The organism is Pseudoalteromonas sp. Isolate6 (assembly GCF_022398435.1).
In the GTDB taxonomy this organism is placed as follows: domain Bacteria; phylum Pseudomonadota; class Gammaproteobacteria; order Enterobacterales; family Alteromonadaceae; genus Pseudoalteromonas; species Pseudoalteromonas galatheae.
Genome location: NZ_JAKEVK010000002.1, coordinates 54470 through 69938, shown reverse-complemented (window position 1 = coordinate 69938; position 15469 = coordinate 54470). Strand labels below are relative to the sequence as shown.

At 45.4% G+C, this 15469-nt stretch carries 10 protein-coding genes; 3 read left to right on the top strand and 7 right to left on the bottom strand.

The genetic code is table 11. The annotated features are described in order from the left end of the window. Positions 1–426: 426 nt before the first annotated feature. The 6 genes from L1D50_RS00515 to L1D50_RS00490 all read right to left on the bottom strand — a co-directional run bounded on the left by L1D50_RS00515 (position 427) and on the right by L1D50_RS00490 (position 8258). Positions 427–1119 carry a UTRA domain-containing protein gene (locus L1D50_RS00515; RefSeq protein ID WP_138523604.1) on the bottom strand — a complete coding sequence of 231 codons (693 nt, stop codon included), beginning with the start codon at positions 1117–1119 and terminating at the stop codon, positions 427–429. A 121-nt stretch (positions 1120–1240) separates the two neighbouring features. Further along, a complete protein-coding gene (locus L1D50_RS00510; RefSeq protein ID WP_138523602.1) occupies positions 1241–1789 on the bottom strand; it encodes an HD domain-containing protein in 549 nt (182 codons plus the stop codon). After that, the gene (locus tag L1D50_RS00505) at positions 1786–3204 is read right to left on the bottom strand and encodes an FAD-dependent oxidoreductase (protein WP_138523600.1); all 1419 of its coding nucleotides are present in this window, start codon (positions 3202–3204) and stop codon (positions 1786–1788) included. Before L1D50_RS00505 ends, L1D50_RS00510 begins: the two co-directional genes overlap by 4 nt. Next, positions 3204–4013, bottom strand: a complete 810-nt coding sequence (gene phnX / locus L1D50_RS00500) for a phosphonoacetaldehyde hydrolase (protein ID WP_138523598.1) — start codon at positions 4011–4013, stop codon at positions 3204–3206. Before phnX ends, L1D50_RS00505 begins: the two co-directional genes overlap by 1 nt. A gap of 17 nt (positions 4014–4030) precedes the next feature. Continuing rightward, positions 4031–5377, bottom strand: coding sequence for a DUF5690 family protein (locus L1D50_RS00495; protein WP_235956500.1), 1347 nt, complete (start codon positions 5375–5377; stop codon positions 4031–4033). Between the two features lie 85 nt (positions 5378–5462). After that, the gene (locus L1D50_RS00490; RefSeq protein WP_239965290.1) at positions 5463–8258 is read right to left on the bottom strand and encodes a TonB-dependent receptor; all 2796 of its coding nucleotides are present in this window, start codon (positions 8256–8258) and stop codon (positions 5463–5465) included. A 242-nt stretch (positions 8259–8500) separates the two neighbouring features. On the opposite strand from L1D50_RS00490, the gene L1D50_RS00485 reads away from it, so the two are divergent. Continuing rightward, complete coding sequence (locus L1D50_RS00485) at positions 8501–9715, top strand: cation:proton antiporter (RefSeq protein WP_128728789.1); 1215 nt, start codon at positions 8501–8503, stop codon at positions 9713–9715. 175 nt (positions 9716–9890) lie between these two features. Next, on the top strand, positions 9891–11555 hold the full coding sequence (locus tag L1D50_RS00480; protein ID WP_128728788.1) for an alkaline phosphatase: 1665 nt from the start codon (positions 9891–9893) through the stop codon (positions 11553–11555). Positions 11556–11587: 32 nt separating this feature from the next. Here the strand turns inward: L1D50_RS00480 and L1D50_RS00475 are convergent, their stop codons facing one another. Further along, positions 11588–14581, bottom strand: coding sequence for an EAL domain-containing protein (locus L1D50_RS00475; RefSeq protein ID WP_128728922.1), 2994 nt, complete (start codon positions 14579–14581; stop codon positions 11588–11590). 429 nt (positions 14582–15010) lie between these two features. Here L1D50_RS00475 and mraZ point away from each other — a divergent pair, with 429 nt between their 5' ends. Beyond that, positions 15011–15469, top strand: coding sequence for a division/cell wall cluster transcriptional repressor MraZ (gene mraZ, locus L1D50_RS00470; protein WP_128728787.1), 459 nt, complete (start codon positions 15011–15013; stop codon positions 15467–15469).

The window sequence follows — 15469 nt, the reverse complement described above, 5'->3', positions numbered from 1 at the left end:
TCTTACGACTCCTATATTTATTTTTATATGATCCTAGAGCCAGCATCTACTTCAATACTTAAGCTGTGTACTAACACTAACACTAACAAAACCCATGTTGGACATAATGTTGAATTAGAATGAATATGGAATTGCACGCAGCAGAAAACCGCAATTCTTTAGTAAGACAGCAGTAAAAATATAAACATGAGATTGGTTTTTCTAGGAGTGAATGAAACGACTTATTTATTTTAGTTTTTGTCGATTCATAATTTTATTATAACATAATGAGAATCATTTGCAATAATGCTTAATTTCTTGCATACAAGAGTATTCCACCACTAACTCGCATTTAGACGTAGAATATAGAATTAATGAAGGTGTTTTTGACGCGGCAGTAGCTCTGGGAAGGTTGTCGTGCTAAAGCACGACCTACGGGGACGGGAGTTACACGCCTTCAACAATCATCTCTATGGCGTCATGGAGCCAATATTCAATATTGTAATCCACCAACGCTTGCTCGGCGTCATAGCGGGCGCGCAGTACCTTTAAACAAGGTGCGCCGCTGTTCTTTTCTAATTTGTCGGCAACGTCATCGGGTAGTACGGTGATGCTTATTACACACTGTTCAAAGCTGACGTCAACTTGGTAGTGAGTCGACATCACTTCTGTGATTGAGCCATCCAGCGGTTGGTTGTGTAAGTCGGCAAAACGTTCGGCTGCACAATAGATCTGTTCCATCATTATTGCGCGACCATCTAACGCACGTACTCGAGTTAGTTCATACACCGGCTGGCCGTCAAAATGAGAGTGGCTAAACTCAGGCTCTGTGGAAGGGGCATTAATTGCGACTACTTGAGTTGTTGGTGTAAAGCCTTGTTCAATGGCAAGGTGGTTAAAGTTCACTTTTTTAGCTGGATGCCATTTGAGTTTTTCGGGGGTGACAAACCAGCCGCGACGCTTTTGGCTAAAGATAAGTCCTTCGGCTTCTAGTCGTGCTAGGGCTTCACGGACAGTGATCCGTGTTGAGCTAAATGTTTCTTGCAGCGCACGCTCTGAAGGCAACTTGGCACCGGGCGTCATGCTGCCAGCGGCTAGCAGCGCTTGGATATGGTTTCGAATACGTTGATAAAGCAGCATAATTGAGTCGATAAAACCTTTTGTGACAAGCTTACTATCGTTTTATGACAGGATAAATATTTATAATCAGAGACTTGTAAACTCAGATTGGCCTAACTCGCCAAATAGGCTTCTATTTGGCCTAACTCGCCAAATAGGCTTCTATTTGGCTAAACCAATAACTGCTAGGTAAAACGGTTAAACTCGGATCTTTCCCTAAATCATCAAAACGACGCAGCGCGATAATAGCGTCCAATTCAGGTAGCTTGGAGAATGCCGCAAGTTCTTCGCTGCTCATTTTTCCGCCTTGTCTTGTTAGCGTTAGTTGGCTGGCAGGAGAGAGCGTTTGGTAATACTTCTCATCAATACTGACCAGATAGCGTTTCGCATCTACGTGTTTGCGTACTAGCATTGTCACTTCTCGGTCAAAGCCAAGCTGAGTTAAGTGATCTGCCCCTAAATCGCCATGATTGCTATATCCTTGTGGGGTAAAGTCCGGGTTATTCTGAGATTGAGCAACAAAATGGCCAATATCATGTAAAAATGCAGCGATTTGGGTCGCTTGATCATAACCATTTTCTTTCGCGAGGGTGGCGCATTGTTCGGCATGGTAAATTTGGCTACATGCCTCGTCATAGGTGGCGTGACCATATTGCTCGAATAGCTGTTTTATTTGTGCAATGGCATTCACTTTATATACTCCTGCTTCACGTTCGGATCTAATTTTGCTGCGCTGCCACTAAGCTTGCTTAGCCAAACATCGAGTTTATGCGGCGGCGTGTTGTTATCCTCAGCGCTTTCTTTACGGCGAATGGCATTTCTCACCATTAAGGCCCCCGCGGTGCGAAATGGCTCGACGGGAAACTGTTTAAGCGTTTGGTTGACTAAAGCGCAGTGACGCCAGTCGTTATGTTGATTAAGCAGTAGACTCGCTAAGATTTGTCCACCTAAATAGGATTGCACCACGCCGTTGCCTGAGTAACCGCTGCCATAAAACACATTAGCTTGACCATTTAAATGACCAAAGAAAGGCATGCCAGAGACACTTCGGTCTGAGGGGCCGGTCCAAGTTCTTTCAATCTCGAGCTGGTGATGTGCAAAGAAATGGCTAAATGAACGTTCAAGAATCGCTTGATAGCGGCTAGCACGGTGAAAGGTGTCTCTCACTTGGTTATTGAAACTAAAATAATTTCCGCCTTTGCCAAGCATTAATCGACCGCTTGAGGTGGTGCGGTAGTAATTCACAAAAATGCGTGCATCAATCACCGGAGCACCGTGGTTCAGCCTCATTGCCGCAAGCTTTTCAGGTGCTGGGGAGGTGATCGCCATATCGCTCGAAACTAACACCACGCTGCGAGAAAACTGCGGCAATAAGCTTGGCAGCCAAGCGTTAACGGCAAATACTAGCTGATTGGCTCTGATCTCGCCTTTATCTGTGGTAATGGTTAGCGTGTCTTGGCCTTGGTGCTTTAGGTAGCGGGTGTGTTCAAATACTTTGACCCCAAGGGTTTTTGCCACCTTCATCAGTCCACGCACAAGCTTGGCGGGTTGAACACTACCGGCATGGGGGGAGTAAATTCCAGCAAGGTTGGCATTAGAGCCGGTTGCTTGCAACTGCGCTTCATCCAGTGTTTGCCACGCATTAAGCTGGTGTTGCTCGAGTAGGGTGGTAATGGGGTCAAAGGCATTACGCTGGCTGTGATTAGAAGCCGTGTAGTAAGTACCATCAACGCGGCAATCACATTCAATCCCGTGTTTACTGGTAAAGGCTTTAATGTTATGAACGGCCTGCTCCGACTGGCGCACTAAAAAGCAGGCTTGTTCTAAGCCAAACTCTTTAATTAAGCTGGCAAACTTAGTCGACCATGTCAGCATAGCTCCGCCATTACGACCCGAAGCACCTTGTCCACAGAGGTCCTTTTCAATGATGGCGATATTCAGCTCAGGTTTTTGCTTTTTCAGCGTTATGGCTGTCCAAAGGCCAGTAAAGCCGCCACCTATGATACAAACTTGGGTATCTAACGCGCCATGAGACGGCGCGCTAGCTGCGGCTTCAATATCGGCTTGAGTGATTGCTTCATCAAACCAAAAAGGCTGAAAGCGCATTACGGGCGCTCTCCACGGGCAATACGAGCAGAAATATCCACCAAGACCATTTCGATGTCGGCTAGTGAGTCAATCACATAATGCGCACCGGCCTCGCCAAGCTGCTGATAAGCACTAAGGGAACGTGCTTTTTGCTCTTCGTGACCGAGCGCAGTCCATTCTTCTTCGCTAAGCCCCACGGCATTACCCGTTAACGCAAGTCCTACGGTCCACATGCCGGCATTTAATCCCTCGCTAATTCCCGGCGCGGAATCATCGACTTTTACGCATCCTGATACACGATTAATCCCAAGTCTTTGCACGTTTTCTAATGCCATCCAGGGGCCTGGGCGAGAGCCAGCTGCACATTCATCACTGGCAACCACACAATCTGGCTGATAACCATAGTCGGCAGCGGCAGGCACTAGTACGTCCATCACAGGCTTGGGATACCCAGAACAACTGCCAATCTTAACGCCTTGTTGTTGTAATCGTTTGATCACCGCAAGCACGCCCGGAATGGGGGCTGCTCGGTCGGCGACTTTTGCCTGTTGGAGCGGCATAAAGGTTTGATAAATATGGTCAACATCTGCCGTACTCGGTGGCTGACCAAATTGCGTTATCCAGCGGGTGCGGACGCTGTCCATTTGTAGCAAGGTATTAATGTGATCCCACTTGCCCATTCCCATCGGACCGCGTGCTTCAGCCAAGGAAATATCAAATTGATATGCTTGCTTAAATGCTTCAACAAAAATACTGGTAGGGGCAATCGAACCATAGTCGACCACAGTACCAGCCCAATCCAAAATTAATGCTTCAATGTGTTTCATGTTGCTAAGACTCCTAGCTAGGAAATATGTGATGAAAGTGCCGTGGCGCGTAGTTGCGTTGACGCCTTACGTGGTCGCTTTAATTTCACGGCAAAATAAATAATTGAACTCACTACGAGGGCGCTTGCGATAAACGCCACCCAATAGCAAGCCATGGTAAAAAAGTGCAGCCAACTGAGCTCAGGTGTGGCAAAAGTTTTATAGAGCAAAATGCCCACTGAGCCGATGTAGCCCGCCGAATCCGCCAGATAAATCAAAAACCCTGCGTTCGCAGTCGAGCCAACCGCTGAGATCATGCGGTCAAACAAAAAGCAGTTATAGGGGATATAACTGATATAAAGACCAGCCCCGAGTAGTACCATCCAAGTTTTAGGATCGAGACTTTGGGTTTGGTATAAATACGTACTACCAGCCAGCAGTGAAGCCCCGAGTAAGACAAAGCCATGGTTGGCAAAAAATGCAATACGGTTATTTTTAATTAACACCAATGCGGCAAGCGCAATGAGCACGATAAAGGCGATGCGGATCCCGGCATAAGCAAAAATCGCGGGTTCTTGCCCATACCCTAAGGCCTGCCAGATCTCGGCTGAGAAGTTATCTCTAAAGTCACGAAAGCCGGTAAAGAGTAAAAAGCTAAGCACCAGCACGGTTATTCCAAACCAATACTGTTTAAAAAACGCCAGCCGTGCTTTGCCATCCATTGGCGCGCGCTTTTGTCGTAATTGTTCATCTTCTTGTGTAGGTTCTGGAATGCTATTGAGACAAGCAACGCTAAGTACAAGCAGTGGCAGAAAAATCGCTCCGGTTGCCGCTGGCATCCATAGTTCAGGCACATTGAGTTCACTCACCAGCCATTTGCCCACAGTTCTGACCAGTCCAGAGGCTAGAATAAAAGTCACGCTGAGTACCGCACCTAAGATTTCGGTGGTTTTACGACCTTCTAAAAAGCTAAAAACCAAACCCCAGATCATGCCAAGGGAGAGGCCATTGGCAAACAGCCAAACCAGATTCCAGCCCGTAGGAGTGATGGCAAATAGCACCAGTGCGAGCTCGGCGGCTAAAATCATGGCCAAAATCGCACGGCCGCGATAATGATGCTGCATTTCAGCAATCACTTTAACGCCGATAAATTTCGCGCATAGGTAGCCAAACACTTGCGAAAGGATCAGGGCAATTTTAAAGCTAACAACCCAGCTCGGGTCATCAAAGGCTTCATAGGTATTGACCGAAAATGGCTTACGAAAGGCGTACATACAAAAGTAAGTCATAAACGCACTGGTCGCGGCAAATAGCACAAAGCCGATACCTTGGGCGTCTTTTAGCCAGCGCGGGCGGGTGTTAAATAGCGAGATCTGCAACATCATAGGATCCTCGGTAATTCGAGGGCAATCCTTTGTGGATTGCCCGTCAACCGGTGTATACCAATCGGCTTAATCAAGTAAATTGGTACTAAAATTGGTAGTTAATGCCGACCATGCCGCGGATACCATAGTATTCCACCTGTAATGGACGACCTTGCTCACCTTGGTAGTACTGCAATGCTTCATTGGTGAGGTTACTTAGCTCTAGGTAAACTAACGTTTGTTCGTTAAGCTGGTATGACGTTGTAAAGTCCACGCTGGTATTGGCGCCATAGTAGCTATCCGATTGGCTATCGCCGCCGTGCTCTTCGATATAAGCACCTTTATGATTCAGCGCTATTCGAGCTGCAAAACGGGTGTCGTCGTAATACAGCGTAAAGTTGTAAAGCTCATTGGCCTGACGTGGAATCGCCACTTTTTCTGTGCGCTCTGGAATTTGCATTTCAGAATCCATAAAGGTTGCATTGGTCATTACCCCAAAGTTGCTCAAACTGTCAGAAATAAAACCAAGGTCGCGGTTAAATGCCAGCTCAATGCCCGCAAGCCAAGCGCTATTGCCGTTTTCAGGACGGATGATGGTCACGCCTTGCTTGTTGTTGTAATTGCCAACGCTGGTGGCTTGGAAGATTGGGTCTTGGATATCTTTGTAGAATACCCCCGCAGAGACCAAACCAACGCGGTCAAAATAATGTTCCACCATCAAGTCGAGATTATTTGAGTACGTAGGGTCGAGCGCTGGATTTCCTGAGTTAAGCTGATTGTCTTGCTCAAGGTAAGTTGCCCCTGGTGTTAATGAGCCAAAGTCAGGGCGGGCAAAGGTGCGAGTTAGTGCAAGGCGATAATTGGTATCGTCATTGGCGCGATAGGTAACATGTAGTGCGGGTAATATTGACCAATAATCATTGCTGTTGGTGGTATCAACAACTTTGTCTTCGTCGGCTAAATAAGTGTAACCAGACACTTCGGTATCGGTGCGGGTAACGCGTAAGCCGCCTAATACTTCCCAGTTGTCGTTAGCTTGGTAAGTTGCCATACCGTAGAGCGAAGTGTGGGTTTCTTCAACATCAAAGTTTCTGCCCAGTGCTCCACCGTTGCTGATGAGTGCTGATTCACCCGCATCTAGCTTGAACTTATTGCGATTTAGCGTCCAAAACTGAGCAAGAGCATCGGTGGAAGCCACCTGCGACAACTGCGTGCGATAATCAAACTTGGCTTCGCTTAAGTAATCGCTGCGACCGGGTTGATCGCTTAAGGCAAAGTCTGCAAGCGTTGGCGCTGCGCCATATTGTTCGCTGTCCCACGCGTAAAATTCATCGGCAAAGTCAGCTTTACGGACTTTATCGCGGTATTTTGCCCCAAATTTAACGGCTAGCTGGTTATTGTATTGCCAGTCAAAGTCGGCATTGGCTACCAGTCTGTCTTTTTCGTTGACGTAGACCTTGTATAGCTCAACCCAAGACAAGCCCATTTTGCTTGGATCGAGTGTAAAGCCCGAGGGGAAGTGATTACTTATGGCGTTCCAAGGATCGCTGCCGCCGTCTACTTGGTTGTAGGCATAATTTTTACCGGTATCGCGGTCTTCAAGTCCAACATATCCCACATTTTTTTGATCAAAACGGGCGACAAAGTAGCTGTTGTCTTCACTGTTGGGTTTGTCGCCATAGCGGAACTCATTTTCGTAGGTCGCTAGTTGCCAAGAGAGCGTTTTATCAAAGCCAAAGTCATGTTCACCTGCAATTTCAAAGCCTTGCATTTCGGTGATGAGTTCGTTGCGAATATGCTGTAGCTCAGCACGGTCTTTATCAAAACGCAGCCTGTGCTTATAGTGAGTTTCATCGTCAATCAGTGTGCCATATAGCGCGCTGGCGCTTAGCGTGCCGCTTTCAAGTTGATATTCCAGCGAGCCATTTAAGCCATAAGTTTCACGGGTTCCTGTATAATCACGCAGCTCTAAACGGTAAATGCCTAAGCCATCGTTACCCCGGCGCGGCTCATAGTTATCGGTTGCCCAATCACGCTGCCACGCTGTGGCGTTAATAATAAAACCCAGCTTGTCGTCGAGTAGACGATCGCCGTACACCACATTGGCAGAATAATTTGTACCATCGGCCAGTTCGTTTTGGCCCACAGCAAAGTTGGTTTTGAGGATAAAATCATCAGCGCCTTTTTTGGTCACGAAATTAACATTACCGCCAATCGCATCGCCTTCCATGTCGGGAGTGATAGCTTTAGACACTTCCACAAACTCAATCAATTCGCTTGGAAAAAAGTCGAACGCAGTGGCGCGGCTGGTGGTTTCTTCTTCTGCGGTTGGAAGACGGTTACCGTTGATGCTGGCCGAGCTCCATTGTGACGGTAAACCACGTACTGCAACAAAACGGCCTTCACCTTGGTCACGCTCTATCGACACACCTGGAATACGTTGCACCGCTTCTGCGGCATTTCTATCTGGTAACTTACCAATCCCATCGGCAGAAATGATACTTTTGATATTACTGGCATTTTTTTGGTTATTTGCTGCGGCCATTTCGCCACGGAAGATTTGCCCAACCGTGACCACTTCTTCCATCGTTTGTTGTTGGTTTAATAAGATTGGAGACAACGTAGTAACTTTACCATCAATCACCTCAACCTGAAGTTCAGTTTCCTGATAACCCATATATTTCACAACTAGGGTGTAGCGACCTGCTTCTAGTTTTGGCAGTTCAAAGCGACCACGATAATCAGATACAGTGGAAACATCTTGGCCCTTTACCGAGATAACAGCGCCAGACAGATTACTTTGTGGGTCTTTTACAACACCAACAAGTTTACCAGTCGCAGCGTATAAGCTGGGACTGGTGGCGAGTAACACGACAGCAGCGATTTGGGTTAGTTTTTTCATTGCTCTTTTCTCAAAAGTTTGGGTTAAATTTCTGGTCTAGTCCAGTTTGTTGCAGATAGAGTAATGACGGTTTTTTACATTCCGATGACACAAAGGTGAAAAATTAACTCGCGCCTACTGCTCTTTGTTGTTTGATTCGCTTTAAATGAGATAGGAGGGTGTGGTTACATGTTTGGCTTAACTGAATAAGATTTGTCATACTGGCTTTATCAGCAACAGGTTTTCAGTAAAGGAATGGCAACGTGATTTATGCTTTGATCGCGGCAATTGGACTTTCTCTTTTTATCTATAGCATCACAGCTCGACAATTAGATAGGGCTGAGCTCACTGCACCTATGTGGTTTGTGCTAACGGGCGGGGCGATAGGCTTTGTGCTTGGTAATATTGAGGGAGGGCAACAAGCTTTAGCGGTAGATATTAATGGCCTACAGACACTGCTGCCCGTAATTGAGCTGACGCTTGCGATTTATTTATTTTCCGATGCTGCAAAAACGCGATTGCGAGTGTTATCTCACAGCTTTCAGTTACCGGTTAAATTATTACTAGGGCTGCCATTAACCATGGTATTTGGCGCTTGGGTGGCTCATGAGCTGTTTCAGTTATCTTGGTTGGCTTGCTTTTTAATTGCGGTGATCATTACCCCAACCGATGCCACTTTATGCAAAACCTTCATTCAGGATAAGTCTGTGCCCTCCAGATTACGTGAGGCAATTAATGTAGAAAGTGGCCTGAATGATGGCCTCTGTATTCCGGTATTTCTGTTTTTACTGGGAGTATTAGCTGAGCGAATGCAAGCGACGACTGAATCATTTGCTTGGATTTTTATGCGTGAAGTGGGGATTGCACTCGTTGTCGCGGGGTTACTGACTGGGGTGATCATTTGGTTACTTAAACGTGCCTATCAACATCATTACTTTGCGTCTAAAACTAGCCCTTTTCTCTTTGTTGGCATCGCTTTTTTAGTTTTCTCGGTAACCCAAGCTTTGCATGGCAGCGGCTTTATTGCTGCATTTGTCAGCGGTTTACTGTTTGATAAATATTATCGTGATGAGTTTAAAGATCAGCTTATAGAAGAAGGCGAACACCTCGCCGAATTTGCGGCTTTTATAATCTGGATTGTGTTTGGTTTGTCGGCCAGCATGGTGCTTTTGGCAGTCACTGAATGGCAGGTTTGGGTGTACGCAGTGTTAGCAACCGCCTTGTTTAGATTGATCCCAGTATTCCTCTGTTTGTTAGGTGGTGACCTGACAACCAAAGAGCGCTTTACTTTAGCTTGGTTTGGCCCCAAGGGGTTAGCTTCGGTGGTGCTAACCTTAATGCTCCTCAGCGAAGAATTGCCAAATGGTTTGCAAATTACTCAAGTGGCGATGGCAACGGTGCTGCTCAGCATTTTTGTATTTGGATTATCTAGTCGACCCATTTCTAAATTATTTACCAGTACTTCAGGTAGAGAGTGATTACTCTAAATCATGATAGCTGTACAGGGTAGCTTCGCACTTAAATTGTATTGTTATAATGTAACTTGTTGTGAAATAAAATAATTTTTTTCACTTCGCTGAAATAAAAAAGTCATGTAACGCGCCTAGACTGTGCCCGCCTTACAGACAAATATTACGTTTCAGGAACAGTACAATGAATAAAAAGTTACTTACAGTTGCTATCTCTGCAATTCTACTTACCGCGTGCGATGACGATACAAAAACCGTTGAGGTGATCAAAGAAGTTGAAGTCATTAAAGAAGTACCAGTGCAAGAAGTGACACAAGTAAAAAATGTGATCCTTATGATCGGTGACGGTATGGGACCACAGCAAGTTGGCTTACTTGAAGAGTATGCTCAGCGCGCGCCAAACTCAACTTATAAAAACAAAGGCAATCAAACAGCGCTTTCTAAACTTGCTGCGGGTGGTCATTTAGGTTTATCGCTTAATGCGCCACATGGTGCAACGGGTAGTCTTGTGACTGATTCTGCTTGTTCGGCAACACAGTTAGCAACGGGTATTGCGGCAGGCTCTGAAATGATAGGTCTTGATGCCGACGGTAATAAAGTCGCCACTATCTTAGAAAAAGCCAAAGCCGCAGGTAAAGCAACGGGTCTTGTTTCAGATACGCGTATCACTCATGCAACACCTGCGGCTTTCGCTGCACATATGCCACATCGCTCATATGAGGCAGAAATTGCGGAGCAACTAGTTCGTTCAGGTAATGTCGATGTGATGTTATCTGGTGGTGCGCGTGTGTTTGTACCAAAGAGTACACCTGATAATGCAGAGGTTAAAGCTCAGCTTGACGCGCTTGGCATGCCAAGCAACGTATACAAAAAATCAAAGCGTGGAGATGAAACTAACCTAGTTGTTGAAGCAAAAGAGCAACACGGTTATGGCCTTGCTTTTGATAAAGCACAGCTAAATAGTTTTGAAGGTGAGAAAGTACTTGGCCTATTTGCAAATTCAGGTATGAATGACGCAATTGCTTATAAAGCTTGTCAACAAAACGACAGCTGTTCGCAGCCTTCATTAAAAGAAATGACAATTAAGGCTTTAGATATTTTATCTAAAGATGAAGATGGCTTTTTCTTAATGATTGAAGGTGGTCAAATTGACTGGGCGGGTCACGCAAACGATGCGGGTTGGATGTTAAACGAGCTGCTTAAATTTGATGAAGCTGTTGAAGCTGTGCATGAATGGGTAAAAGACCGTAACGATACACTAGTCGTTGTGACTGCAGACCATGAAACGGGCAGTTTTGGTTTTAGTTACTCTAAGCATGAGCGTCCTGAAGCACAGACCCTGTCTGGCGATGGTATGTATGTAAATGGGGTTGCTAAAGAATATCACCCTAAGTTTAACTTTGGCCCGCTTGCGCAACTAGACAAGCTTTACGCGCAAACAGGCACCTTCTTCGATATCCTTGCAGAAGCTGCGCCTGATGAAGTCTATGAAAATGTATCGGGCCCAACTTGGAAAGCGACCATTGAAGATATGACGGCTTACACAGTGACGCTAGATAATGCTGCAAAAGTCGGTCAGAGTGTATACGATGAAAATAGCGCTGATATGATCCCTGCGTTTGAAGACTTTAGTGATTTCTATGTATACGCGAAAGAAGACTACACAGGTAAAATTGCACGAGCGCTTGCCTCAGAGCAAAATGTTGTTTGGGGAACAGGTACGCATACCGCAGCCCCAGTGCCTGTTTATGCTTATGGCCCACAAGGGGTAACTAAGCAGTTCTCAACCATGCAGCACCATGTGGATGTTGCAAACAAAATGATGACTGCGCTTGGTTTAACTGAATAAACCAAGCACCTAGATTTTAAGTAACTTCAGATCTAAGCCACAGCAATGTGGCTTTTTTCTGTCATTAAGGTCAGGAACTCATTTTGTGGCAATGGTTTAGAATAGTAATAACCCTGACCAAAATCACATCCAGCCTGTTTTAATAGTTGATGCTGAGTCGCGGTCTCAACGCCCTCTGCAATGACTTTTAAGCCTAGACGGTGCGCCATCAGAACAATGGTTTCACATAGGGTTAAATCGTCTGCATTGGTTGCGATACCATCGACGAAACGCTTATCAATTTTCACAAAGTGACAATCTAATTGTTTTAGATAAGCAAGTGACGAGTAACCCGTGCCAAAATCATCTAATGCAAATTGAAAACCTTGCTGCTTTAATCGTTCAACACGTTGCTTTGTGCGGCTATCATTGTGCATCATCATGCCCTCAGTAACTTCTAGTACCACTTGCTCCGCAGGAATTGCAAGCGTCGTGAGTTTGTCACTCCAACCTGCCAAGGTGCAATTTTTAGCGGCAAATTGGACTGGCGAGACATTAATGCTAATTTGTGTTTTGTGACCTAAGTGCTGTAGTTGCGTCAAGGTGTCTATGGACTGTGAGAATGCTAAATCACCAATATGGTGAATAAGCTGGGTTTCTTCGGCTAAGGGAATAAACTCAGCCGGGCTGACCATGCCTTGCTCAGGGTGTCGCCAGCGGATCAAGGCTTCTGCTTTAGCAACGCGATTATCTGCAAGTGACACTATGGGTTGGTAATGCATTTCAAATTGATTTTTATGAAGTGCAGTACGAATGCCTTTGAGCATTTGCATTCTAGATTCTGCGACTTTTCGTAAGGTATCGTCAAAAATCACATAGCCGTTACGACCCTGCTGTTTTGCTCGATACATAGCTTGATCGGCGGCCTTCAGCAGGGTCTCCGCTCCGTTACCATCCATTGGTGACATTGCAATGCCCATACTTGTGGTGATATGGCATTGTTCATCTTGGATCTCAAAAGGCTGTTTGAATGCTGACTGGATCTGAGAGGCCAGTGTTTTACACGCTGTTTTATGTTCGTCATCTTCCAACACAAAGACAAATTCGTCTCCACCGATACGAGATAAAAAAGCGTTTGGCGAAAGCGCTTTCAAGCGTTGTGCTACCAACTTGAGAAGTAAGTCGCCGTAATAATGGCCCAATGTGTCGTTAATATCTTTAAAGTTGTCGAGATCGAGTAACAGTACGGCCGTTTGATGTTGGCCACCAGAAACTTGTTTTTTCAAGTGCTTTTTAAGTCCCACACGATTGTGGAGGTCGGTTAATTCGTCAAAATGTGCTTGCTTCCAGATCAGCGCATCTTTGCGCTTAACTTCGGTAATATCGGTGAAAATTGCGACACGTCGATAGATTTCACGATTATTATCGTAAACACTATCTATGGTTAGCCATTCGTTATAAAGCTCTCCATTTTTCTTTCGATTGACAATTTCTCCCTGCCAGCGACCATGCTCGTTAAGCTGCTGCCACATAAGTTCGTAAAAGCTACGGTCATGTTGACCCGATCCCAACATAGCGGTGGACTTACCTAGGACTTCGGAGCGTTGGTAACCTGTAACTCGAGTAAAGGCGAGGTTAACGTCCAAGATAAAGCCATTGGCGTCCGTGATGATCATGCACTCACTACTATTGTTGTAGACTAATGCCGCAAGGTTCAGCGCTTCTTCCTGATGCTTACGCTGACTAATATCACGGAAAATAAGCAACGCTTGAGGATGTGATTCAATGGCACACAAACGACATTCAACAACTTGGCTACTGGTGGGTGAAAACTCTAGTTGTACGTAGGTTTTGTCATTTAACAATGCAAGCTCTGCACGGATCCGCTTATAGATATGTTCTGGAAGTAATTCCCTAAGCGTTTGTGCTTTGTCTGTATAATCGCCATAACGGGATAAGATCTGAGCTTGTTGATCTAGGCGCACATAGCTATCGGGGAGTGCATTAATTAGGGCCTTTACAACGGCAAGTCTATGATTGGCATTGTCTTCGGCGGCCAAACGGGTCCGTGCCATATGGGCAAAGCGTTCGGCAATATGCTCAAATTCACTCGGAACTTTGGTGGCGTCAAAACTGGAATCTTGTTTGCCTGACTCAAGCGCAGCAATTGCATGTTTTAGTGCGCTTAGCGGTTTTAAAAGTTGTTGTTTTAACTGCCAATGGGTTTGCCAAAACAAAATACACGCAAGCGCAAAAAATATTCCCAAAAAGAGTGTAAACCGCTTGTCTATGCTACTTAACTGCGATTCGAAATCAAAGCTGAAGTAGATTTGTAAAGCGTGATTGCTGCTATTAAGAGATTGCTTAACATACACCAAACGGTTGCCTTCAGGGGTGGTAAGCAGCGTCGCTTGCTTGGTTAAATCACTTGGCCACGAGCTGCTGACAGCAAGACCGAGTTGTGCTTTTGATGTCGGGTACTGTGCAATAATTTGCTTTTTGGCATCGGCAATCATTACTCGAGTGCCAACCGGAAGGGGCAACTTTGCTAAGGTTTGGCTCCAATGGGTTAAGCTTTTCACTGCAACTAGCATAAACAAAAACTGTTGTTGATCGTTGTAAATTGGCAATGCGAAGTTAACAGTGGCGCGCTGCATACTGCGATCAATTTGATATTCACCAATACTAAACTGAGCAGTGCGCATTGCGGCTTTAAAATAGCCGCGATCAGCAATGTTGATTTTGCGTTGATCTGGCTGATGCGTAGTACAAAGTACGTTTCCTTGTGCGTCGACTATACCCAGGTTAGCAAGGTTAGGACTAAGAAGCATCGCGTGATATAGCAGCGCAGGGCATTGACCATGCTCTACCGTGAGATGATCAATACGGGTCGACAGTTGCTGAAGAACTTGCTCTGTATCTGCGAGCTCGACCTGCTGAATGGCCGCAACTTGCTTGGCGTAATGCAGCGCCTGTTGTGACTGTTGTGTTAATGCTAGCTGACGTTGCTCGTATAAAAGAAATAAAATAATGATCAGACATGGCAAGCAAAGCAGAACGAGTAAGCGATAAAATCGAAACTGTATTGAAGATTTCAGAATAATCCCACCTATGGAGCTGATCAGAGAGCGCGAATGATACCGAATCAAGTTGTTACAACCAAGCAAATTTGCATAAATAATTCAGTAGAAAAAGTACGCTAAAGTAAGGTTGAACAAATCGAATTTTTAATTTCTCATTTGAAAGTATGACGTGATTATTCGGTCAAAAAAAATGGCATTTTTTCCTCTCTCCACTTTTTTCCACCAAATTCATGATCTTCCACAAATCCCGCGATTTTTCTGGCTTTCAAAGGTGTTAAAGGTACCGACTGAACTTGACAAAAGTGCTTGTCAAGCCCTAGACTGTTCTTCTGTGGTAAAAAGTGGGTTTTAGTGGATCAAACTGGATCAACCAACTTATAAATAGGATCACGCATGTTTCGAGGTGCAAGTTCGCTAGCTTTGGATGACAAAGGGCGTTTTGCGGTGCCAACTAAGTACCGTCAACCGCTGCTGTCCGAAGATCAGGGAACTGTTATTTGTACTATTGCGATCAACGAACCGTGCCTGTGGCTCTACCCACTCTCCGAATGGCTAGAAATTGAGAACAAACTAAGTCGTATCTCGAACACCAATCCCAGAGTGAGACGTTGGCAACGGATGTTGTTAGGTCATGCTACAGAATACCAACTAGACAAAAATGGCCGGATTTTACTGGCGCCTTCGTTGCGCTCCCATGCGCAGCTAGGCAAAAAGATCATGCTAGTTGGGCTACTCAATAAATTTGAAATTTGGGATGAAGAACGCTGGTATCAGCAAATGCAGGCTGATACCGAAATTGAACACTCAGGAAACTTTGAGGAAAGCCCTGAACTGGATGATTTTTCCTTGTAG